We start from the raw sequence: 21,731 nt of genomic DNA on the forward strand, positions 1-21,731 counted from the left end.
CCCGGCTCGCCGCGCCGTTCGCCGCCGCGCGGCCCGCGCGGCGGCTGGCCGGCCTGCTGTTGCTGCTGGCGCGGCGGCTGGCCCTGCTGCTGACGCGCATCGGCCGCACCATCCGGGTGCTTCGCCGACGGCGCTTTGGCCCGCGTCGGCGCGGGACTTTTAGGTACATTCGACATGGGGGCGCATTATAATCCCGCCCATGAATTCCCAAACCGACCTCCCTCCCGCCCAGACCGACGCCGCGACGTCGCCGGCCGCCGACGATTCGGCCGCCAGCCACGCGCAGTTCGTCGACTGGATGCGCTCCGTCGCGCCCTATATCCACAAGTTCCGCAACAGCACGTTCGTCGTGGGGTTCGGCGGCGAAGTGGTGCAGCAGGGGCTGCTGAACGCGCTCGTGTCCGACATCGCGCTGCTGCAGGCGATGGGCATCCAGATCGTGCTCGTGCACGGCTCGCGGCCGCAGGTCGAGGAGCAGCTGAGCCTGCATGGTGTCGAATCCGAGTTTTCGCACGGGCTGCGCATCACCGATGCGCGCGCGCTCGAGTCCGCGAAGGAAGCGGCCGGCGAAGTGCGTCTCGACATCGAGGCCGCGATCAGCCAAGGGCTGCCGAACTCGCCGATGGCGCACGCGCACATCAGCGTCGTGTCCGGCAACTTCGTGACCGCGCGGCCGGTGGGGATTCTCGACGGGGTCGACTTCGCGCACACGGGCATCGTGCGCAAGATCGACGCCGAATCGATCCGTCATTCGCTCGCGAGCCGCAAGCTCGTGCTGCTGTCGCCGCTCGGCTTCTCGCCGACCGGCGAAGCGTTCAACCTGTCGATGGAAGACGTCGCATCGGCCGCCGCGATCGCGCTGCGCGCCGACAAGATCATCTTCCTGACCGAAGCGCCCGGCATCGTCGACGACGAAGGCGAGCTGGTCCGCGAAATGTCGCTGGATGCGGCCGCCGAGCTGCTCGATTCCGGCAACGTCCAGGGCGACGACGCGTTCTTCCTGAAGCATTCGATCCGCGCATGCCGCGGCGGCGTGACCCGGGCCCACCTGATTCCGCAGTCGCTCGACGGCAGCATGCTGCTCGAACTGTTCCTGCACGACGGCGTCGGCACGATGATCTCGTACGAGAACCTCGAGAGCCTGCGCGAAGCGACGCCGGACGACGTCGGCGGCATCCTGTCGCTGATCGAGCCGCTTGAATCCGATGGCACGCTGGTACGACGCGGCCGTCACCAGATCGAACGCGACATCGACCACTTCTCGGTGATCGAGCACGATGGCGTGCTGTTCGGCTGCGCGGCGCTGTATCCGTACCAGCAGGAAAAGATCGGCGAGATGGCGTGCCTGACGGTCGCGCCGGAAGCGCAAGGCTCCGGCGACGGCGAACGCCTGCTCAAGCGCATCGAGCAGCGCGCCCGCGCGCGCGGCCTCACGCACATCTTCGTGCTCACGACGCGCACCGAGCACTGGTTCCTCAAGCGCGGCTTCGTCAAGGTCAGCGTCGACGACCTGCCGGAAGACCGCCGCAAACTCTATAACTGGCAGCGCAAGTCGCTCGTGCTGATGAAACAGCTCTGAGCGCAGGCACGACTGCCCTCCCCCAGACACCGATTACAGGAGAAGTACACGATGGCTCGAATGATCCAATGCGCGAAGCTCGGCAAGGAAGCCGAAGCGCTCGATTTCCCGCCGCTGCCGGGCGAACTCGGCAAGCGCATCTATGAAAGCGTGTCGAAGGAAGCATGGCAAGGCTGGCTCAAGCAGCAGACGATGCTGATCAACGAGAACCGCCTGAACATGGCCGACCCGCGCGCGCGCCAGTACCTGATGAAGCAGACCGAGAAGTACTTCTTCGGCGACGGCGCGGACCAGGCGTCCGGCTACGTGCCGCCGACCGAAGGCTGAGCACCCGCGAATCGCGATGGCCGGCCATGCCGGCGCATCGCACAAAAAGCAAACGGCACCGTGTATCGCACGGTGCCGTTTGCTTTTGGCGGGGCGTTTTCCGGGAACGCGCCGCCCCGCCCGGCTTACCCCGCCGGTTTCAACGTGGCGCGCTCGTCCTCGCGCGCCGTCGTGCCGGCCGGGTTGTCGGCGCCGGCACTTTCGGTGCCCCATTCGGCCGCATCGCTGCGCTCGGCCGTCGACAGTTCGTTCGCGCGATAGCCGGTGCGATTCAGCAGCGCCAGCATGCACGCGAGCGATACGAGCGCATAGAGCCCCGACGCGATCGCGACGCCGACGATGCTGCCGGTCGCATTCAGGATCGCCTGCGCGAGCACCGGCGTGCCGCCGCCGACGACGAGCGCGCTCAACTGGTACGCGAGCGACAGCCCGGTGTAGCGGATGTTGGCCGGAAACACGCGTGCGAGCACACCGCCGACCGCGCCGTAGAACATCGCGGACGGGATCGTCGAGATGCACATGCCCGCAACGGCGACCCCGTACGAACGCGTGGCGAGCGCATGGAACATCACCGGCATCAGCACGATCTCCGGAATCAGGATCCAGCACATCGCACGCCGCATGTCGACCTTCGACACGAACCACGCGCCGATCGGCTGCATCAGGAACTGCACGACGAGCGAGATCGACAGGATGCCGAGGAAGGTGCCCTGCGCATAGCCGAGCTCCTTGGTGGCCCACGACAGCGCGAACGTGCTGCGGAAGTACGTGACGTTGATCACCGGCAGCGTGCCGGCCGCGAGCAGCACGATCGGCCAGTGGTCGCGCACGACGTCGCGCAGCGGCAGCTTCACCGTACGCTTGCGCGCGAGCACGCGCTGCATGTCGACCGATTCCTCGAGCCGCAGCCGGATCACCATCCCGATGAGCACGAGCACGGCCGACAGCAGGAACGGGATGCGCCAGCCCCACATCAGGAACGACGGCGTCGGCAGCGCGCTCAGCGCGAAGAACGCGGCCGTCGCGAGCAGGTTGCCGGTAGGCGAACCCTGCTGCGCGAATGCCGCGTACAGGATGCTGCGATGCTTCGGCGCGTTCTCGCTCGCGATCAGCACCGCGCCGCCCCACTCGCCGCCGACCGCGATGCCCTGCAGCACGCGCAGCACGACGAGCCCCACCGGCGCCCATACGCCGATCGACGAATAGCCGGGCAAGAGACCGATGCCGGTCGTCGCGAGGCCCATCATCACGAGCGTGATCACGAGCGCCGTCTTGCGGCCGACGCGATCGCCGAGATGCCCGAACACGATCCCGCCGAGCGGCCGCGCGGCGAAGCCGGCCCAGAACGTGACGAATGCGAGCAGCGTCGCGACGCCGGGATCCATCGTGCTGGAAAAGAACACCTTGCCGAACACGAGCGCCGCGGCCGTGCCGTAGATGTAGAAGTCGTACCACTCGATCGTGGTGCCGACGAATGCCGCGAGGGCGGCGCGGCCGGGCCGTGGTTGCGGTTGTGCGGCGGACGGGGATTGCGGACGGCTCATCGATGTCTCCATGTTCGTGATCGGCCGCGCGACTGTCGCGCGCGTTGCCGGATGGCCGGCATTGCGCCGCCGGCTGGCGGTGTTGCGGTGTTGCGGTGAGTCCGCCGAGGGGGTTCACGTGCAGCCGCCCCCTCGGCCGGTCACGTCGGGTCCGGTGCGACCTTCAGCACGCCGGCGTCGAGCAGTTGCTGCTGGAGCACCGGATCGACGCCGAGGCGATCGAGCACCGCGCGCGTGTCGCGCCCGAGCGCGGGCGGCGGCGTGCGGTAAGTCGCCGGCGTACGCGACAGCTTCACCGGCGATGCGGTGCCGCGATACGCGCCGAGCTCGACGAACAGGTTCCGGTGCAGCGCATGCGGATCGCGCGTGACGTCGCCGACGTTGCGCACCGGCCCGCACGGCACGCCCGCTGCCATCAGGTCGCGGGCGAGCGGCTCGCACGAATGCGCGGCGAGCCGTGCCTCCAGCTCGACCTTCAGCTGCGAGCGGTGTGCGCAGCGGCTGCGGTTGTCGACGAAGCGCGGGTCGCCGGCCAGCGCCGGCGCGCCGAGATGCGCGACGAGCCGCGCGAACTGCCGGTCGTTGCCGACCGCGAGGAAGATCGGCACGGTGGCCGTGCGGTAGCTGTCGTACGGCGCGATGTTCGGATGCGCGTTGCCGCTGCGCTCGGGCACGCGCCCCGAGCCGAAGAAGTTCGGCAGGTGCGGATGCAGCAGCGACACGCCGCAGTCGTACAGCGCGATGTCGATCGACTGGCCCTGGCCGCTCTTCTCCCGCTCCGCGAGCGCGAGCAGGATGCCGGCCAGCGCGTTGAGCCCCGTGACCATGTCGACGATCGGCAGACCGATGCGCATCGCACCGCCGTCGCGCTCGCCATTCACGCTCATCAGCCCGGCCATCGCCTGGATCACCGCGTCGTAGCCGGGCAGCCCGCCGAGCGGGCCGTCTTCGCCGAAGCCCGTCACCGCGCAGTGGATCAGGCGAGGAAAAAGCGGCCGCAGGTCGCGCGCGTAGTCCATCCCCCAGCGCGCGAGCGTGCCGGGCTTGAAGTTCTCGACGAGTACGTCGGCCTCTTCGAGCAGGCGCCACAGGATCGCGCGCCCTTCATCGCGGGACAGGTCGAGCGCGAGCCCTTCCTTGTTGCGGTTCACGCCCATGAAGTACCACGCGGTGTCGCCGAGGAACGGCGGCCCCCAGCCGCGCGTCTCGTCGCCGTCCGGCGGCTCGATCTTGACGACCGTCGCGCCGTGGTCGGCGAGCGCCTGCGTACAGTACGGGCCGCCGAGCACGCGGCTCAGGTCGACGACCTTCAGACCGTCCAGTGCCCCTCGCGTCGCGCTCATCGTTCGACCTCCGGCAGCAGGTCGAGCGCCATGTCGAGCGGCACCGGCGTGCCGCGCAGCAGCGCGTCGAACGCCGCCGGTTCGTCGTCGCGCGACGGCGGCGCGAGCGGGTCGACCGGCAGCAGCTTGTGACGCACGATCAGGTGCGCGAGCGCGAGGCGCCGGTAATCGGGCGCGAGCCGCACGCCTTCGCATGCCATCAGCACGGCCGCGCTCGCGTAATACAGCGCCGACGCGGCCTGCCGCACGCGTGCATCGTCGCCGTCCGCCGCGACCCGCGCGAGCGCGTCGCACGCGCGCGTCAGGATGCGCCGCAGTGCCGCGCGGCTCGCGTCGGGCAGCGGCGCGGCGCCGAGCCGGTCGCCGAGGAACGTACGCAGCGCGTCGAGCGCATGCTCGCGCTGCGCGGCACGCGCGACGTCGAGCGCGACGATGTTGCTCGTGCCCTCCCAGATCGAGCCGAGATGCGCATCGCGCACGAGACGCGCATCGCTCCACTCCTCGATGTAGCCGGTGCCGCCGCGCACTTCCATCGCGTCGCCCGTCACGCGGCGTGCGTCGCGGCACGCGCGGAACTTGATCAGCGGCGTCAGGATGCGCACGCAGCGCGCGGCCTGCTCGTCACCCGCATCCGCCTGCGGCAGCAGCAGCGCGATCTGCATGAACATCGCGCGCGCGGCCTCGGCGGGCAGCAGCATCTTCATCAGCTGGCGCTGCATCAGCGGCATCTCGATCAGCTTGCGGCCGAACGCGGCGCGGTTCGCCGCCACGTGCAGCGACTCGTTCAGCGCGCGCCGCATCAGCCCGGCCGCCCGCACGCCGTTCGACAGCCGCGACATGTTGATCATGTCGGCCATCTGGTGAAAGCCGCGACCGATCTCGCCGATCAGATACGCCTGCGCGCCTTCGAGCGCGATCTCGCCGCTCGCCATCGAGCGGCTGCCGAGCTTGTCCTTCAACCGCACGATCCGGTACGCGTTGCGCGTGCCGTCCGGCAGCGTCTTCGGCAACAGGAACAGCGCGAGGCCCTTGATGCCGTCCGGCGCGCCGTCGGGCCGCGCCAGCACCATCGCGAGATCGGCGTCCGCGTTCGAGCAGAACCACTTGTCGCCGTACAGACGCCAGACCGCGTTGCCCAGCGCATCCGTTTCGCGCGCCGCGCGCGTCGCGATGCGCGCGACGTCGGAGCCGGCCGCCTGCTCGGTCATGAACATCGCGCCCTGGAACAGCGTGTCGAAATCGCGCGACGCGAGCATCGGCAGGTAACGCTCGACGAGCGCCGGCTCGCCGAAACGGCGCAGCGTGCGCGTAAGCGAATCGGTCATGCTGACCGGGCAGCACAGCCCGAATTCGGCCTGCACGAACAGGAACGTCAGCGCGTATTTGACGAGCGGCGCCACCGCCTCGGGCTGGTGGCTCAGCGACGCCAGCCCGAGCTCCGCATAAGCGACGCGCTCGAGCGCGACATACGCGGGATCCTTGTCGATCCGCTGCACGGCCTCGCCACGCCGGTTGCGGTACTCGAGCACGGGCGGATGCTTGTCCGCGCGCGATGCCCATTCGTCGAGCTCGCCCGACACGCGTGCGCCGAGCGCATGCAGCCGCGGTTCGAGTGCTGCGTATTGGTCCGTGCCGAGATGCAGCTTCAGCAATGCGCCGAGATCGGGATCGGCCGTGAAGAAATTGATGCCCCGGCTGTCGGGGATATTGGATGCGCCGGCCTCCGGCGTGCGAGCGGTGTCGTTCATGCGTGCGTCTCCATGGTGGCCCGGCTGCCGGCCGCTGCCCGCGCCGTGGCGGCGCGGCCGGCCGATGCCAGTCGTTCAGCAGAGCGTAGGCGCGCGATCGATAAGCGTCCAATACAGGATTTATCCGGTACGATAGACGACGCTTATCGATGCCGATGCGGTGAGGAGACAGCATGGAACTGAGGCAGTTGCGCTACTTCGTGGCGGTCGCCGAAGAGCTGCATTTCGGGCGCGCGGCGAAGCGCCTGTTCATCTCGCAGCCGGCGCTGAGCTTCGACATCCGCAAGTTCGAGGAAGCGCTCGGCGTGCAGCTTTTTTCGCGGACCAACAAGACCGTCGCACTGACCAATGCGGGCGCGGTGCTGCTCGGCGAAGCGCGCCGGCTGCTGTTGCAGGCGGCCGAGGCCGAGCGCCTCACCGTGCGTTCGGCGTCGGGGCTCGCGGGCCGGCTGCGGATCGGCTTCGTGCATTCGATGCTGTATCGCGGGCTGCCCGATGCGGTGCGGCGCTTCGAGGCCGACTATCCGGGCGTCGAGGTCGTGCTGAGCGAGATGAACACGCAGGCGCAAGTCCAGGCGATCCAGCGCGGCCAGATCGATCTCGGCTACGCGCACTGGGGCCACTGCCCGCCCGAGGTCGAATCGGCGCCCGTCTACGCGGAACCGTTCATGTGCTGCCTGCCGGCCGCGCATCCGCTCGCGCGGCGCCGGCAGGTCGCGCTCGCCGCGCTGGCCGCGGAGCCGTTCATCCTGTTTCCGCGTGAAGCGGCGCCGCACTATCACGACCTGATCATCGCGCAATGCGTGAACGCGGGATTCAGCCCGCTGATCCGTCACGAGGCGCGGCTGTGGCAGACGATCCTGTCGATGATCGAGTTCGGGATGGGCATCGCGCTGGTGCCGCGCGTGCTGCAGCAAGTGAAGAGCGACCGGCTGGCATTCCGGCCGCTGAGGGATGGGTCGCTCGAATCGCGCACGCTCGAACTGAAGCGCAGCGGCACCGCCGAACCGGTTGCGCTGCGCTTCGCCGACTACGTGCGCGCGTCGATCGACGCGCTGCCCGCGCTGGCGGGCTGACTCGGCCCGCCGCTACTTCGCTCCCGGTTGCAGCACCGGCTGCGCGCGCCGGTACCACACTGCGTACACGACGGACAGCACGATCAGGAACGGAATCCCGAAGATCAGCGTCATGTGGAACTCGGCCGTGAAGTAGGTCGTCACCATCACCGCGAGCATCAGCCCCGCACCGAGCAGCGTCAGCAGCGGAAAGCCGCGCATCCGGAATGCGGGCGCCGGCAGGCCGAGCGCCGCGCGGCGACGCCGGAAGCAATAGTGCGTGACGAAGATCATCATCCACGTGAACAGCGCGCCGAACATCGACACCGCCATCATGATCGTGAACGACGCGTCCGGATACAGCACGCTCAACACCGTGGCGAGCGCGATGCCGAGCGTCGACAGCATCAGCGCACCGAACGGCACGCCGCGCGCGTTCACTTCGCCGAGCGCCTTCGGCGCATGGCCCGCGCGCGACAGGCTGAACATCATCCGCGTCGTGATGTAGAGCTGGCTGTTCATCGCGGACAGCGCGGCGATCAGCACGACGAAGTTGATCAGCCCCGCCGCGCCCGGCAGGTGGATCGCCTCCATCACCTTCACGAACGGGCTCTCGTCGCGCCCTGCCGCCGTCCACGGCACGATCGCGAGCATCAGCGCGAGCGTGACGAGATAGAACAGCACGAGCCGCACGATGGTCGAGCGGAATGCGCGCGTGACCGCGTGCTCGGGGTCTTCCGCCTCCCCGGCCGCGACCGCGATCATCTCGATGCTCAGGTAGCTGAAGATCGACACGATCACCGCGACCCACATCCCCCACACGCCCTTCGGAAAGAAGCCGCCGTGATCCGTGTAATGGTGGAAGCCGGCACGCGCCGCGCCGTTGCCCACGAGCGCCGGATCGCCGAACACGACGTACGCGCCGAGCACGATGAAGCCGACGATCGCCGCGATCTTCACGACGGAGAAGCCGTATTCGACCGCGCCGAACACGTCGACGCTGCGTGCATTGACGAACACGAGCAGCGCCGAGAAGCCGACGATCCATAGCCAGCCCGGCACGCCCGGGAACCAGTACTTCATGTACAGCGCGATCGCGGTGACTTCGGTGCCGACCGCGAGCACGATGCACGCCCAGTACGCATAGCGCACGAGAAACCCGGCCCACGGGCTCACGTAATGTTCGGCGTACGCACCGAACGACCCGGAGGTCGGGTGCGCGACCGTCATCTCCGCGAGACAGCCCATCAGCAACAGCGAGATGAACGCGCCGATCGCGTAGCTCACGAGCACGCTCGGGCCCGCGAAGCCGATCGCGAACCCGCTGCCGAGAAAGAGACCGGTGCCGATCGCACCGCCGATCGCGATCATCGCCATCTGCCGTGCGGAAAGCGTGCGGCGCAGACCGTGCTCGCGCGCCGCGATGTGCTGGAATTGCCCTTCTGGTTGCATCGAATGACCTCGTTCGAAAGCGATTGTCCGGTCGAAACTTCGACGGCGCGCTGGCCGGCGCCGGACCGCACCGGCCGTCGCGCGCCGTGTGCTCAGAACATGTGGCGCAGGCCGGCCGCGATGCCCGTCTGGTTGCCGCGTCCGGGCATTTCGGTGAACGCGCCGCCGCTCACGCGGTTGTAGTCGAGCGTCGCGTAGACCTGCGTGGCCTTCGACAGCGCGTACTCGGCCTCGAGCACGCCCGTATAGCGCTTTCCGCCGTTGCCCGCGACGCCGTTGACGTTGCGGATGTCGTCGTAGTACGCGACGCCCGTCACCGATACCGCGGGCGTGATCTTCACGCTCGCGCCGGTGTAGAAGATCGCGTCGCGGCGCGGGTTGTCGACGAACGAACCGTAGGTCACGTCGCGCCCCGCCGCATTCAGCAATTGCTGGTCGAGCATGCCCGTGCGGTCGATGCCGCCGAGGTAGCCCGCATACAGCGTCGCCACGCCGAACGCATAGCGTGCGCCCGCGCCCCATGCCTGCTGCGCGCGGCTCGTCAGGTCGCGCACCTGCTGGTACGTCGCGCCGACCATCAGCCCGCCGAGCGTGTACGACACGTGCGTGCCCCAGTACGCATTCGCGCTAAGACTGCCCGCCACGCCGCCGAAGCCGTAGCTCGCGCCGACGTTCAGCCCGCCGAACGTGCCGTCATAGCTGACGACGTTGCTCGCGCGACCCTGCGTGAGGAAGTACGGCCACATGTTGGCCGTGTAGTTGCCGACCGTCAGCGGATCGAGATCGCCGAACAGGTTGAACGCTTCGGTTGCCTGCCGGCCGAGCTTCACGGTGCCCCAGTCGCCGGCGAGGCCGACATATGCGTAGCGGCCGAACAATGCGCCGTCGAGCTGTCCGTTCTGCGGCTCGAAGCCGCTCTCGAGCTGGAAGATCGCCTTCAGCCCGCCGCCGAGCGCTTCGCTGCCCTTCAGGCCCCAGCGGCTGTTGGTGATCGCGCCGTTGGTCATCTGCACGCTCGCGTCGTTCGATGCGTCCGCGTGCGTCGTATAGCGGATGCTCTGGTCGACGATCCCGTACAGCGTCACGCTGCTCTGCGCCATCGCGCCGCTCGCGGCGAGCAGGCCCGCCATCGTCGGCAGTGCGAATCGACTGATTCTCTTCATGCTTGTCTCCATCCTTGTCTTTCGTTTGTTGATGTTGTCGGTATCGTGGCGACTGCTGTCCGCGCGTGGCGGCATGCGTGCTAGTCGCGCGCCGCCGGCAGCGCGACGTACGCGACGAGTTCGACGCGCATGTCCGGATGCGCGAAGCCCTGCACGCCCACGCACGTGCGGTTCGGGTACGGTTCACGGAAGTGGCGCCGGTATTCGGCGTCGAATTCCGGCATTGCGCTCACGTCGGACAGGTAGACGAGCACCTGCGCGACGTCGTCCATCGTCGCGCCCGCCGCGGCCGCGGCCTTCGCGAGATTGCCGAGCGTGATGCGCGCCTGCTCGGTCATCGTGTCGCCGACGATCGCGCCGGACGCATCGACCGGCCCGTGACCGGTAAACATCAGCCCGCCCGCGCGGGTCGCCCACGAGAACGGCTGCGCGAGCTGCGGCAAGTCGACCGGGATCCTGTCTGCCATCGTGTCCTCCTTCGATTCGAAACCGGTTGCTCAGGCCGCCTGGCGCGGCGCGCCGCCGAGCACGTCGGCGATCGCGTTCGCGACGTGCTCGACGTTCGCGTCGTTCAGCCCCGCGATGCACATGCGGCCCGAGCGCAGCAGATAGACGCCGTGCGACGTGCGCAGGCGATCCACGTCGGTCGCGGCGATGCCCGTATAGCTGAACATCCCGCGCTGCGTGACGAGTGCGTCGAAGGCCGGCGCGGGCAGGCGCGCATCGAGCCGCGCCTTCAGCGCGCCGCGCATGCGCTTGATGCGCGCGCGCACCTGTGCGACCTCGTCTTCCCAGCGCGCGCGCAGCGCGTCGTCGTTCAGCACCGTCGACACGAGCTGCGCGCCGAACAGCGGCGGGCTCGAATAGGTACGGCGCACGCCGGCCTGCAGCTGGCTCAGCACCGTCGCGGCTTCGCCCGCGCTCGCGCAGACGATCGACAGCCCGCCGACGCGCTCGCCGTACAACGAGAAATTCTTCGAGAACGAATTGCTGACGATCGCCGGCAACCCTGCCTCGACGATCGCGCGCACAGCCCATGCATCGTCGTCGAGACCGTCGCCGAAGCCCTGATACGCCATGTCGAGAAACGGAATCAGCCCGCGGCGCACGAGCACGTCGATCACCGCGCGCCATGCGTCGCGGCTCAGGTCGAGGCCCGTCGGGTTGTGGCAGCACGGCTGCAGCAGCACGATGCTGCGCGCGGGCAGCGCGTCGAGCGCCGCGAGCATCGCGTCGACGCGCAAGCCGTTGCGTGCTTCGTCGTAGTACGGATACGTGTGCACGTCGAGCCCGGCCGCCGAGAAGATCACGCGATGGTTGTCCCACGTCGGATCGCTGATCCAGATCGCGCTGTCGGGGAAATAGCGCTTCACGAACTCGGCGCCGAGGCGCAGCGCGCCCGACCCGCCGAGCGTCTGCAGCGTCGCGATGCGGCCCTGCGCGAGTGCCGCGCAATCGGCGCCGAACACGAGACGCTGCACGCCCTGCCGGTACGCGGCGAGCCCTTCCATCGGCAGGTAGGTGTGCGGCGCGCCCGCTTCGCGCAGCCGCTCGGCCGCGATGCGCGTGCTCTCGAGCACCGGGATGCGGCCCGCGTCGTCGTAGTAGAGGCCGATGCTGAGGTTGACCTTGTGCGGATGCGCATCCTGCTGGAATGCCTGGAACAGCGACAGGATCGGATCGCCCGGATAGGCGGGAATGTGTTCGTACATGGCGGAATGTCGGTAGGAGTGGAAATCGGTGCGACCGGCGGCATGGCATCGGGCCGGGCCGTGCGATCGAGGCATGGGGCGCATGTTATCGAGGACGAAATAGAATGAGCTTCACTTTTCGGTGACGATCCGAACCGATTGCAGTAGAGTCTTCGACTACCATCTCAAAATTGACGGGATTCTGCGAAATGATCCTGGATCGAACCGACATGCGGATCCTCCGGCACCTCGAACGGGACGGACGCATCAGCAATCAGGACCTGTCGAACGCGGTCGCGCTGTCGCCGTCGGCATGCCTGCGGCGCGTGAAGCTGCTCGAGGAACGCGGCGCCATTGCGGGCTACCGCTGCACGATCGAGCCGAAGAAGGTGGGCGTGGCGTTCGAGGCGCTGGTGCACGTCTCGATGCGCCCGGACGTGCCCGAGTGGCACGACCGGTTCGTGGAGGCGATCCAGCAGTGGCCGGAAGTCGTCGCCGCGCAGATCGTGACGGGCGGATCGAACTACGTGCTGACGGTGCGCGCGCGCGACCTCGACCACTACTCCGACTTCGTGATCAATCGGCTGCACCGCGCCACCGGCGTGATGTCGATCAATTCGAGCATCGTGCTCGCGACGCTCAAACGCGACGGCTCGATCCTGGATCTCGTCGAGCCGTCGACGGCCGGCTGACGGACAGTCGCGCGGCCCTGAAAATTATTTGCAGAAAGGTCTTTACGAACCCCAAAAGCTCTGACATAATTTGATTCTTCTTTGGGCGGTTAGCTCAGCGGTAGAGCACTGCCTTCACACGGCAGGGGTCACTGGTTCGATCCCAGTACCGCCCACCAAGGATTCATCGGTGTGTGAAGCCCGAAGAACAAAGGCCCTCAGGCGAAAGCCGAGGGCCTTTTTCTTTTCCGGCGACCAAGCCTAACTCGCTCACAACGCCATTAGGCGGAAAGTGGCGGAGTTGAAAAATAGCCCCAGACAAAAAGCAACACGCAAAATCGTCTGGAGCAACCAATGGCTGGAATCTGGAAGCGGGGAAAGTATTGGCGGGTCGAGATCCGCAGAATCGGCTAGCTGAGTTCCTCAACTCCATGATGCGAAGCGTCCGGAAACAGTTTGGCCTCGATCACGGCAGCTCTTGCCGCCGCCACGTCAGCGGCGAACAGCACGACTGCCAAGTCCTTCACCGCACGAGAGCAGCAAACGTAAAACAGCCGCCTCGTGCGATCGAGCACCGACTCCTTACCCTCGGCAATATTGTCTTCGTCAGTGTCGGACAGGGGCGTGTAGCCGAGATATTTGCCGTAGGAGTATTGGTTGTAGGATGCCTCCTCGTCGTCGAGTACCACGAGCACACGCTCGAACTGCGCACCTTTGACGCCGTGATGAGTCGCGAACGGCGACTCTTCAAGGATATATCTATGGTGCGCCCAAAGGTCGCCGACATTGCACTCAAGAAACGCCGCGACATTGCCAAACCCTTCCGACCCATCGTCGACCGGGTCGTCCACAAAGTGCGCGGCGAAGCGGTCGTCGAGCGCCAACAGCTCGGTGTCCCGGACGTGCCGGAGGACGTCGCGGGCCGTCGCCGCTGACCCGTCGGCCAGCAGCACGGCCAGTTGCTCGATTGCGTGCTGAAGGGCCGCGAGGACGGGAGCCACTGCCTGCCCGCGCAACCGTTCTGGTTCCAGGCACGGACAGTCTGCGCGAAGGATCGACATGATCGTGAACTGGTCACCTGCGCGCGATGCGACGATTAGCGGCAGCAGTTGCTGAACGAACGGCCGAAGCGGCCAAGCCGAACCGTCGGCAATGCCCTCGCTCAGGCTCTGCGGCGCGCGATCGTTGAGCGCCGAGTAGAGCGAAGCAAAACCTAGCCGCTTGGCGGCCATGCGATGCACGAGCACCAGCAATCGGACATCGCCGTCGCGCATGTCACTGGTCCACAGATCGTCTCCGGTCTGCGCGGCAAGCCATGCCCGCACTGCACCGAGACGGGCGGTCCTTTGATCGTCGCTTGGCAGGATGAAAATGTTGACTGTGCCGACCACGGGCTGCTCCTGCCCATCCACGGTCACGGTACGGCCACGTGTCTGGACGAGACCGTCCCCCGGCGCACGCACCGCGTTGATCACGCCCAAGACCGAGGTCGGGCAGCGGAAGTTTTCCGGTTTGGTAATCTCAGCCCAGCCGGGCAGCAGCTCGATCGGGCCGGCTCCACTACCATAGATCTTCTGCATCGGGTCACCGAAAAAGCCGACGCACAGGGGCTGCTCGCCGGCAATCTTCCGGAGCGCTTCAATGACGGCGGGCTGGGTGTCCTGACTCTCGTCGACGAAAATATAGGGAAACCGCCGCGCCACGATCTCGCATAGCAAGTGGTGCTTCTCGACGCACGCCGGGGTCAACTTGAGGATGTCGTCATGGCCGAGAATGCCCTCGGAGTAACGGCTGCCCGTTCCGTAGATGAACCTCTCGACCCGACCGACCGCCTCGAGCTCGACTTCGAGGCCAGCGATTTCCTGATCGAGCTTCATCTTGGTCGCAGCCCGTGTACCTGGCTTGTCGTAATGGGCGCGCTTCTCGGCGATCTTCTCCTCGATGCGACTGACGACCCAAGCGGCGATGTCTGACTGAAACGCGCGAACGACCGACCACAGGAAGCTGTGGATGGTCGAGATATGAAACAGCGGGGTTATGCCGACATCGGCGGAGATCTCGCCGACCGCGACTTCGGTGTAAGTGATGCAGGCGATCTGCTGGCCTGCGCGCCGCAGCGCCTTTCCGCGCGTTTCGCGAAGATGCGCGAGCGCTTTGATCAGCGATGTGGTCTTTCCCGCCCCCGCGCCTGCCACCATCACGAACGAGCGCGGCGGCGCCTGACCGAGACAGTCGCGGACATCGATGTCGGCTTGGGTGTCGGGGCTACCGATGCGGCTCGTCATGCCACCACCACGATAGCCGGATCACCAACCGCCTGCCCCTCTTGATCGCCGTCATCGGGTTCGGCCGGCGGGGCGACCTCGCCCTCGAGCCAGCGCAGCCCTTCGGCGATATAGGTCGGTACCGACCATTGCGTCGAATCCTCTGCCAACAGAGCCAAGGCGAAATCGGTCTTGCTGAAGCTCTTCGCCTGGACCCGTCGATGTATGCGGCGGGTTAGCTCGGCTAGGTCCTTGTTGCCGGACTTGGCGATGCGAAGCTGCAGCGGCTTGCGCGCGATATCTTGGCACCAGGCGAGGTTCTCGAGTGCGAATGCCTCTTCGAGAGTGCGACCGGCCAAAGCTTGCGTTTCACCTGCCCATGTCACATCGGTGCGGCACTGATAGGCAACGCGCACAATCGCCTCGCTGTTCTCGCTCCGTGCCTGCGTCTTCTGGTCGTCTGTAGCCTCCCAAAGCATGGCCACCGTGCCGAATTTCGGCAGCCATTGCAGCAGGGTCTGGTTCGAGGTCACAGCGCCGGGATGACTCGCGATGCATACCTTGCCGGGCTTGCCCTCTGCTTCGGCGTCAGCTACAGCATCCTCGTCATCATCTTCTTCCTCGGGCTCCGCCCCATCATCGCCAACCTCGGCCGGTGCCTCGGCGTTCGCGCCGTTCGCTACAGCGCCAGCAGCGGGAGCCCGGGGCCCAAAGACGCTGTCTAGGTCCGTGATGATGAGGGCTGTGAGCCCGAGGAACTCGATCAGCGTCTTAAAGCGATAGCCGAAGGCACCGCCGATCTCGAGAACAGTAAGATATGTCGACTGCAAGCGCGGCGCCGTATTGGCGATCATCTGCGGCAGCAGCAGCCGTTCGACATTGCCTTCCACGAGCACCGCGCCATCTGCGAAGAACAGATCGCAGTGGGTGAGCTTGAGATAGCGCTCGAGGAACGTCCGGACATCGTGGTCGGTGGCGTCGTAGAACGACGACATGTTCAGCACGGCCGAGGTCGAGACATGCTCGGCGCGGCTGCGGCGGAAGTAGCGAATTGGCCGGAAACCGCGCTCGTACAGAATGTGAGTTGAGTGGGTCGTGACGACGACCTGGCTTGTATAGTGTGTTCGCTCCTCCGCGCTCAAGGCGAGGATGGACATCACCTTGCGGATGAAGGCCTGCTGAAGCTGGGCGTGCAGATGGGCTTCAGGCTCCTCGATGAAGATGAGGTGCACAGGCGGCCTGTTATCCTCGATCGCGAGCCATTGGGCTTGAAGGTCAAGGAGCTCAACCACCATGAAGATCAGGTTCTTGAAGCCGAGACCGTTATAGCTGTCGGGCAGCGTCGGCGGCTCCGGTGCACCGTCGTCCGGGCCGAGCGCATAATGCACTCGCGCGCCGTGCGGACTGCTCATGATGGATGCTGGATCGAGCGCCGAGCGGATCACTAACCGGGGATTGCTGAGCCCCGGATAACCGAGTTGTGCCAAACGCTGTAGAGTCGGCCCGAACACTCGCTCGAGATGCTCGTTCAGCGAGACCTCGGACTCCGCGAGCGCCCGCAGCGCCGCAAGATCCTCACCCTTCTGCTCGAGGTTGCGTTCGTAGAAGCGGCTCAGCACGCGGGACAGGGTCTCTGCCCGCGCGCTGCCCGGTGCGTCAGCAAGATGCCGCTGCGCGTGCAGGAAGTCGATGCGCAGCAGACCATTGAGAATGTCGCGCCCACTGCGATCACGCCCGGTTAGGGCCATGGGGTCATAATTTTGCTGCGCGACCATGTTCGCGTCGAACCGGGTGGGGTCGAGCACGAAGTGGCGAAGCTCATATTCGTCGTTCAACCGGTCGCGCAGATAGTCCTGCAAATTCCGCGGCGAGGGATCGAATGCGGGGCCGTCTCCGCCAGCAACAGCCTCGAGTGCGCGTTGCCGCGCCTCGGTATACCGCGCGCGGGTCGCCTCAGAATCGATGGGTGCGAACACCACCCTCATCCCAACTAGCGAACCTTCCCATGCCAAGCTGGGCAGCAGGTCAACCACACGGTGGATGTCGTCGGCACTGATCTCCAGCCAGAGATCGACCTCGATCGTTGGCAGGACCGCATTGGCATCGCCCTCGCCGTACGCTACGATCTGCGGCCACTGATCGGCGCTGAAATCATCGACACTGAACTTTCCCCGCTCAGTAAAGAGCTGGAGCGCATGGCCGACCGAAGTCTTTCCGCTGTTGTTCGCGCCAACGAAAATCGAGATATCCGAAGCGAGATCGATCACGACGTCGCGCAGTCGTCGAAAATTGCGTACGGCTAGCTTCTTTAGGTGCATCATCCCCCCCATTAATCACGCACCGATTTTGAGCCCCACGTGAATGGGTCCCATGTTATCTGCGAAAGCGTGAACTTGCGAGCTAACGCGCGTCCGCTTTTCAAGCGCCATCCCGGGCGAATGGATTTCCGCCGTTCGGCCTCCTCGAAAGTTGGGACGATTCAGATTGGCCGCTTTCGATATCTTTTCGGTCACACGACCGTCAGATACCGACAACCACCAGCACCCCGCCGCATTGCCGCTCGGCACATCGACAGATCAATCACAATATACAGACATTCCGAATGTCTGCGCTCGTTGAAACCAGCCGGCGAATTTACTCGCCCGCCCTCCCGCAGGGTCAACATACATACTGAAGCATGCCGATGGCGAGATTATCGGCCCGCCTTCCGCAATACAAGATTCGCGTAAGCTATATGTCCGCTTATCTTAGATACATCCTTTTCCCTTACCCTTCCAGTGGACATCAAATGCCTAAACGCCCGAATCTTGTTTCTATACCCTCTCGTCAATCTTGGCACCCCTCCATCGACCAATAATCCATGCACCTTCAATCGAGATGGCTTTTCCGCAAAATACTCTTTGTCCCCTGCAAACTTCCAGTCAGAATCACGAAAAACAGCCTCAATCTCACCCTTCAACGCCGCCGGGAAGGTTCCATTTCCAGAAAACACCATATCATCTGCGTATCGCGTATATTTCACATCAAATGCGTTCGATAGCTCCATCAATCTTTGATCAAATCTCATAAACGCCAAATTTGATAGCACCGGACTCGATGGCGCCCCTTGCGCCAGCCTGCCACCATAACAGGATAATCTTGCGATCAGCTCCGCACAGTGAGGCTCATAGCCAATATCCGTCAAAGCAGCCTGAACTGTGGCGCGAGTAGTTGACGGAAAAAAATCCCTCAAATCGATCGAATAGACCCAATCCGCACCACAATGAATCGATGCAGCATCAATTGATGATCGACCAGAAACAAAGCCAAAAACGCACGGAAGCCACTCTATGTGGCGCTCGATATTCCCGCCAATCCATCTCTGGATTATCTTAACAGATACCTTCGGAGCAACTATCTCCCGTCTTTTTTTACCAGATCGAATTGTAAAAATTCGATAGTAGCGCTCTGGTCGCTTGAGTAGCGCCACGACGAAGGACGGACTATATCCAAAGAGTGTGGCTATGACATGGATCGATACAGCAGGTGGAAGATTTAAGTCACAAATCGTCCGAATCTGATACTCGTAACGTTCGCGTGTGACCGGGCTGAGAGCCGCAATAAGCTCGTCAACTGATCCAAAGTAGAGAAGAGGTGGCGGTGTGTTCACGGGAAGAGCAAAGCTGGTTGCTTTCGTTGACGCCGCCTGCCGAACGGCGGGCGATTCGAAGGATCGCCCGCCGTTCGGCAGGCGTCCTTCTGTCGAAGGGTCTTCGCATGTGAGTGTGATGCACACTCTCGCGCAACACACCGCCGTGCGTAGTCTATCACCATTTCCTCCGCGCAAGTTCTAGGGCTCGAGAGATGTCTAGGCTCCTACGACTACGAGATACCGGCACCAGCCCCAGTGCTTGCTCAGTCAACAAATATTTGCCGGCACCAATACGGCTCACTAGTCCTTTTTTTCTAAGACCGTCGAGCTTTGCATTCAACCACTTTTCGTCAATGGGCACATCCTTTCCCGCTAGCAATTCTATTTTTAATGCCCCAACATTTAGCGGCGCCTTTATCTTTAAGGCGCGAAGAATTTCCATATCATTTGGTTGTCGAACCTCAGGCACTAGAAGATACAAATTACCCGCAGCCACCCCCAATGCGGAGAGAAATTTTTCAATCAGATCTCTGACATCATGCTCTGTTATGGCTTGTGGAGATTTCCTTGCATCAACCCATACGTCACACTTATCTCCAGACAAAAACGAAATCATCACCCCGTATTCGCCCCTGCCCAACCTCCTAGAAAGAACGTCTTTTAAAGCTTGGGCGTACGCGTGGCGAGCCGAGTCGCCATTGACGACAAACTCAATTTGACAGCCAGTCTCAGCACCCAACTCAGAAGCTATCGCGTGCAGTTGCCGTCTAGTTACCACCCCCTTCCCAGAAAATTCCGACAACTTGCTCCGAGGAATTTCAACGAAAATAGAGTTAAATGCTGGCAACTCAAAATTTGATGTAAAAAAATCGACCCCCCTCTCTCGAAGGAGATCCAAAACACGATCCAATTTAGTTGCCAAGACCCCTCCAAATTTCGCGAATTTGCTCAGATATCAACATTACCTCTTCACCCCACTTTCGCGCAGCTGCCGAATCACACCCCCCAATACCAAGATTACCATCAACCAAATCAATCTTAATATCCGGCTCATAATCAGCAATCTTTCTTATGGAGTATGCATACCTCATCAAATCCGCGAGAGTTTTAAGCGAAGAATCCAGTTGATCACGAACACCTTGGGCATCCTCAGGGCTCAATATACCACCCTTCTCCTGCCTTTTTATTATCTTATTTACCCTACCCCGCAGCGTCACAGTAAGAAGATCGGGGATCTGCCCATGCTGCGGCTCATTAAGTTTATCGTCAATCTCTGCGAAAAGACTTCGCACGCGCAGAAATGCAGCGTAATAATAACGATTAAAAGCACTGCGACCGAACAGATCCTGATCTACAGCCCCTTCGATCTTTGAGACAGCTTGAACCAAATAGTCCCCGACGATCTCCACCGGAAGCCCTCCCCGTCAGCAACCACACTCGTACCCCATTTTACAACAGTCCCGGTGCCGTAATCGCAGCGAACAGGTGTCTTGCGCTCGCTGACTAATGTCGTGGAAAGCAGACCGACCAGCAAAACGTGAGCTTACTTCGTCGCGATTGCGAGTGCGTCGAAAACGACGCACTTTTGACGCACTTCGTGACGCGCCGCGCCCCCTTCCATAGCAATTACAAACGACGCAACTTCGACGCAAGAACGACGCATTGTGGAAGCGCGGTAACCACGGATCAACCTGGTTTGGCGTCGCGGCGCTTTGCGCTGGATATCTTGAACCGAGCTATGCGATTCACCTTCGGCGAATGCGTGATAGGCCTCGACGTCTCAACTATCAGTGCTTTGCCGCCCCTTTTTGTCCGTGTACCGCATGACCATACTTGCCGATCGAATAGTCGGATAGGTGCCCCATGGCCTTGGCCGCTTCCTCAAGCGATACGTTGGGGGCACTCTTGAGATCCGAAGCGTGCTGATGCCGAAAGCAATACGGGCTGACACGCGTCCTCATCTTTGGAAAGGCTGCTCTTCCAAGACCCGCGCCGTAGGCGTGGGGAGACTGCCCCGGACACCCGGCGACCGATCAACGGGTCGCGGCTCGACCTATGCGGACGCGTCGATGTGTACGGGAAGGAGGACACCACGCGGCAGTCTCGATGACTCACCCGGGGAAAATTCCGTCCTCGCTAACTGGCCAGGCTACTTTTGAGCACGGCCTGCCTGCTATGATCGTTCAGTGCGAATAAACGGGGACAATCATGCACGCTGCCGACTTGGTGATCGCTTGCGCTACGTTGCTGGGGCCGGTTCTCGGTATACAGGTCCAGAAATACCTAGATAGAAAAGGTGAGCGCAACAGGCGGCAGGTCGAGGTCTATCGAACGCTGATGATGACGCGGATCACCTCAAACTCCCCTCCGTTCGTCAACGCACTGAACGCTGTCCCTCTAGAGTTTCATGACAACAAGGCAGTCATGGATTGCTGGCGCGACTTGCTCATGCACCTAAATACCGACGCTCAGGCACAGCCGGACGTTTGGGCGCAGCGCCGAATTTCTCTTCTCATGGAGTTGTTGAAGGTTATGGGCAAAAGCTTGCACTACGGCTTTCGAGATGCCGAGTTGCAAGCGCACGCCTACGTCCCCAATTGGCAGGTTTCGCTGATGAACGATCAAGAGTTGCTACGCAAAGGGATAGTCGACCTGATATCAGGTAAGGCCACATTGCCGATGAGCATTGACAAATTCCCGACCGACCCGGACATGATGAAGCGGACTGCGGAGGTTCAAACGCTCCTAATCGAATGGCTTGAGGGAAAGCGCAGCCCGCCACTAGCGATGCAGTCTGAGAAGGTCAAAGAATAACTTCCCGCACGAGACCAACAGCATGAAGATCGCCAAGCCAATGCTCGCGCGGTATGACCCGTTTGGCTACGGTGCGATGTATGTCGATCACCCGATGGACGAGCGCAGCCCGATCTATCAGCGCACGGACGGTCTCAGCGCGCAGTGTTTCGACTGGCTTGCGGCGATGCGCAGGATGTGGGGCGGCTGGGTTCCCACCTTCTTGCGCGTCAGTCTCGTGCATGGCGAGTCGGACGAGATGTTTGACAGCATAGCGGACGACCAAGGCGACTTCGCGTCCAGCGACGACCGCGCACAGTACTGCGGTTGGTTCCCCGGTTGGCGCGGCTAGTCCGCGTGGGTCGAAAGCCTCACGGACCAGGACGTCACTGCGCTGCGCCTCGCACTCGACTGGTCGCGCGGCGCACTCCAAACATAGCGTCGCAGAACGTCCGCGAGAGTGTTCAGGC

The 21,731-nt window shown here is 63.7% G+C and carries 19 protein-coding genes and 1 tRNA gene; 8 read left to right on the forward strand and 12 right to left on the reverse strand.

Annotation, left to right across the window (positions count from 1 at the left end; translation table 11 throughout):
* From BME24068_RS31160 to BME24068_RS31170, 3 genes are all read left to right on the forward strand, one after another.
* The coding region (locus BME24068_RS31160) for a hypothetical protein (protein ID WP_174928359.1) at positions 1 to 191 on the forward strand (191 nt) is incomplete at its 5' end.
* Positions 192 to 199: 8 nt separating this feature from the next.
* Positions 200 to 1,579: an amino-acid N-acetyltransferase gene (gene argA / locus BME24068_RS31165; RefSeq protein ID WP_096508623.1), complete on the forward strand. Its 1,380-nt coding sequence runs from the start codon at positions 200 to 202 to the stop codon at positions 1,577 to 1,579.
* A 51-nt stretch (positions 1,580 to 1,630) separates the two neighbouring features.
* The gene (locus tag BME24068_RS31170) at positions 1,631 to 1,906 is read left to right on the forward strand and encodes an oxidative damage protection protein (protein ID WP_096508624.1); all 276 of its coding nucleotides are present in this window, start codon (positions 1,631 to 1,633) and stop codon (positions 1,904 to 1,906) included.
* 125 nt (positions 1,907 to 2,031) lie between these two features.
* On the opposite strand, the gene BME24068_RS31175 is transcribed toward BME24068_RS31170, so the two are convergent.
* From BME24068_RS31175 to BME24068_RS31185, 3 genes are all read right to left on the reverse strand, one after another.
* A complete protein-coding gene (locus BME24068_RS31175) occupies positions 2,032 to 3,450 on the reverse strand; it encodes an MFS transporter (RefSeq protein WP_174928360.1) in 1,419 nt (472 codons plus the stop codon).
* 140 nt (positions 3,451 to 3,590) lie between these two features.
* Positions 3,591 to 4,793, reverse strand: a complete 1,203-nt coding sequence (locus BME24068_RS31180; RefSeq protein WP_096508626.1) for a CaiB/BaiF CoA transferase family protein — start codon at positions 4,791 to 4,793, stop codon at positions 3,591 to 3,593.
* On the reverse strand, positions 4,790 to 6,541 hold the full coding sequence (locus BME24068_RS31185) for an acyl-CoA dehydrogenase family protein (protein WP_174928361.1): 1,752 nt from the start codon (positions 6,539 to 6,541) through the stop codon (positions 4,790 to 4,792). Before BME24068_RS31185 ends, BME24068_RS31180 begins: the two co-directional genes overlap by 4 nt.
* Positions 6,542 to 6,714: 173 nt before the next feature.
* Between BME24068_RS31185 and BME24068_RS31190 the strand changes: the two genes are divergently transcribed.
* Positions 6,715 to 7,617: a LysR family transcriptional regulator gene (locus BME24068_RS31190; protein WP_174928362.1), complete on the forward strand. Its 903-nt coding sequence runs from the start codon at positions 6,715 to 6,717 to the stop codon at positions 7,615 to 7,617.
* Positions 7,618 to 7,629: 12 nt separating this feature from the next.
* Here the strand turns inward: BME24068_RS31190 and BME24068_RS31195 are convergent, their stop codons facing one another.
* The 4 genes from BME24068_RS31195 to BME24068_RS31210 form a co-directional block, all read right to left on the reverse strand.
* Positions 7,630 to 9,048 (reverse strand): amino acid permease, encoded by a 1,419-nt coding sequence (locus tag BME24068_RS31195; RefSeq protein WP_096508629.1) that lies wholly within the window; start codon positions 9,046 to 9,048, stop codon positions 7,630 to 7,632.
* Positions 9,049 to 9,140: 92 nt separating this feature from the next.
* Complete coding sequence (locus BME24068_RS31200) at positions 9,141 to 10,211, reverse strand: porin (RefSeq protein WP_420887514.1); 1,071 nt, start codon at positions 10,209 to 10,211, stop codon at positions 9,141 to 9,143.
* A gap of 80 nt (positions 10,212 to 10,291) precedes the next feature.
* Positions 10,292 to 10,678, reverse strand: a complete 387-nt coding sequence (locus BME24068_RS31205) for a RidA family protein (RefSeq protein WP_096508631.1) — start codon at positions 10,676 to 10,678, stop codon at positions 10,292 to 10,294.
* 30 nt (positions 10,679 to 10,708) lie between these two features.
* Complete coding sequence (locus tag BME24068_RS31210) at positions 10,709 to 11,923, reverse strand: amino acid aminotransferase (RefSeq protein ID WP_174928363.1); 1,215 nt, start codon at positions 11,921 to 11,923, stop codon at positions 10,709 to 10,711.
* Between the two features lie 188 nt (positions 11,924 to 12,111).
* Between BME24068_RS31210 and BME24068_RS31215 the strand changes: the two genes are divergently transcribed.
* Positions 12,112 to 12,594: an Lrp/AsnC family transcriptional regulator gene (locus tag BME24068_RS31215; protein WP_174928364.1), complete on the forward strand. Its 483-nt coding sequence runs from the start codon at positions 12,112 to 12,114 to the stop codon at positions 12,592 to 12,594.
* An 83-nt stretch (positions 12,595 to 12,677) separates the two neighbouring features.
* Positions 12,678 to 12,752: transfer RNA gene (locus tag BME24068_RS31220), tRNA-Val, on the forward strand.
* Between the two features lie 231 nt (positions 12,753 to 12,983).
* Here the strand turns inward: BME24068_RS31220 and BME24068_RS31225 are convergent.
* From BME24068_RS31225 to BME24068_RS31245, 5 genes are all read right to left on the reverse strand, one after another.
* Entirely contained in the window at positions 12,984 to 14,858 is a 1,875-nt protein-coding gene (locus BME24068_RS31225; RefSeq protein ID WP_174928365.1) for a UvrD-helicase domain-containing protein, read from the reverse strand.
* A complete protein-coding gene (locus tag BME24068_RS31230; protein WP_338138544.1) occupies positions 14,855 to 17,167 on the reverse strand; it encodes an ATP-dependent nuclease in 2,313 nt (770 codons plus the stop codon). Before BME24068_RS31230 ends, BME24068_RS31225 begins: the two co-directional genes overlap by 4 nt.
* A 362-nt stretch (positions 17,168 to 17,529) precedes the next feature.
* On the reverse strand, positions 17,530 to 18,486 hold the full coding sequence (locus BME24068_RS31235; protein ID WP_174928366.1) for a reverse transcriptase family protein: 957 nt from the start codon (positions 18,484 to 18,486) through the stop codon (positions 17,530 to 17,532).
* A 157-nt stretch (positions 18,487 to 18,643) separates the two neighbouring features.
* Positions 18,644 to 19,390 (reverse strand): hypothetical protein, encoded by a 747-nt coding sequence (locus BME24068_RS31240; protein ID WP_174928367.1) that lies wholly within the window; start codon positions 19,388 to 19,390, stop codon positions 18,644 to 18,646.
* Complete coding sequence (locus BME24068_RS31245; protein ID WP_174928368.1) at positions 19,380 to 19,877, reverse strand: hypothetical protein; 498 nt, start codon at positions 19,875 to 19,877, stop codon at positions 19,380 to 19,382. The genes BME24068_RS31240 and BME24068_RS31245 overlap by 11 nt, the downstream gene beginning before the upstream one ends.
* A 799-nt stretch (positions 19,878 to 20,676) precedes the next feature.
* On the opposite strand from BME24068_RS31245, the gene BME24068_RS31250 reads away from it, so the two are divergent.
* Positions 20,677 to 21,282: a DUF6680 family protein gene (locus BME24068_RS31250; RefSeq protein ID WP_174928369.1), complete on the forward strand. Its 606-nt coding sequence runs from the start codon at positions 20,677 to 20,679 to the stop codon at positions 21,280 to 21,282.
* Between the two features lie 22 nt (positions 21,283 to 21,304).
* Positions 21,305 to 21,613, forward strand: a complete 309-nt coding sequence (locus BME24068_RS31255) for a hypothetical protein (RefSeq protein ID WP_174928370.1) — start codon at positions 21,305 to 21,307, stop codon at positions 21,611 to 21,613.
* Positions 21,614 to 21,731: the final 118 nt, after the last annotated feature.

The sequence above is a fragment of the Burkholderia anthina genome, assembly GCF_902498995.1.
Taxonomy (GTDB): Bacteria; Pseudomonadota; Gammaproteobacteria; order Burkholderiales; family Burkholderiaceae; genus Burkholderia; species Burkholderia anthina.

What these genes read in the sequence shown, in the direction of transcription:
- BME24068_RS31185 (WP_174928361.1), bottom strand. Translation starts at nt 6,541, where the DNA reads ATGAACGACACCGCTCGCACGCCGGAGGCCGGCGCATCCAATATCCCC.
- BME24068_RS31205 (WP_096508631.1), bottom strand. Translation starts at nt 10,678, where the DNA reads ATGGCAGACAGGATCCCGGTCGACTTGCCGCAGCTCGCGCAGCCGTTC.
- BME24068_RS31200 (WP_420887514.1), bottom strand. Translation starts at nt 10,211, where the DNA reads ATGAAGAGAATCAGTCGATTCGCACTGCCGACGATGGCGGGCCTGCTC.
- BME24068_RS31170 (WP_096508624.1), top strand. Translation starts at nt 1,631, where the DNA reads ATGGCTCGAATGATCCAATGCGCGAAGCTCGGCAAGGAAGCCGAAGCG.
- argA (WP_096508623.1), top strand. Translation starts at nt 200, where the DNA reads ATGAATTCCCAAACCGACCTCCCTCCCGCCCAGACCGACGCCGCGACG.
- BME24068_RS31215 (WP_174928364.1), top strand. Translation starts at nt 12,112, where the DNA reads ATGATCCTGGATCGAACCGACATGCGGATCCTCCGGCACCTCGAACGG.
- BME24068_RS31225 (WP_174928365.1), bottom strand. Translation starts at nt 14,858, where the DNA reads ATGACGAGCCGCATCGGTAGCCCCGACACCCAAGCCGACATCGATGTC.
- BME24068_RS31230 (WP_338138544.1), bottom strand. Translation starts at nt 17,167, where the DNA reads ATGGGGGGGATGATGCACCTAAAGAAGCTAGCCGTACGCAATTTTCGA.
- BME24068_RS31210 (WP_174928363.1), bottom strand. Translation starts at nt 11,923, where the DNA reads ATGTACGAACACATTCCCGCCTATCCGGGCGATCCGATCCTGTCGCTG.
- BME24068_RS31195 (WP_096508629.1), bottom strand. Translation starts at nt 9,048, where the DNA reads ATGCAACCAGAAGGGCAATTCCAGCACATCGCGGCGCGCGAGCACGGT.
- BME24068_RS31180 (WP_096508626.1), bottom strand. Translation starts at nt 4,793, where the DNA reads ATGAGCGCGACGCGAGGGGCACTGGACGGTCTGAAGGTCGTCGACCTG.
- BME24068_RS31175 (WP_174928360.1), bottom strand. Translation starts at nt 3,450, where the DNA reads ATGAGCCGTCCGCAATCCCCGTCCGCCGCACAACCGCAACCACGGCCC.
- BME24068_RS31190 (WP_174928362.1), top strand. Translation starts at nt 6,715, where the DNA reads ATGGAACTGAGGCAGTTGCGCTACTTCGTGGCGGTCGCCGAAGAGCTG.
- BME24068_RS31255 (WP_174928370.1), top strand. Translation starts at nt 21,305, where the DNA reads ATGAAGATCGCCAAGCCAATGCTCGCGCGGTATGACCCGTTTGGCTAC.
- BME24068_RS31250 (WP_174928369.1), top strand. Translation starts at nt 20,677, where the DNA reads ATGCACGCTGCCGACTTGGTGATCGCTTGCGCTACGTTGCTGGGGCCG.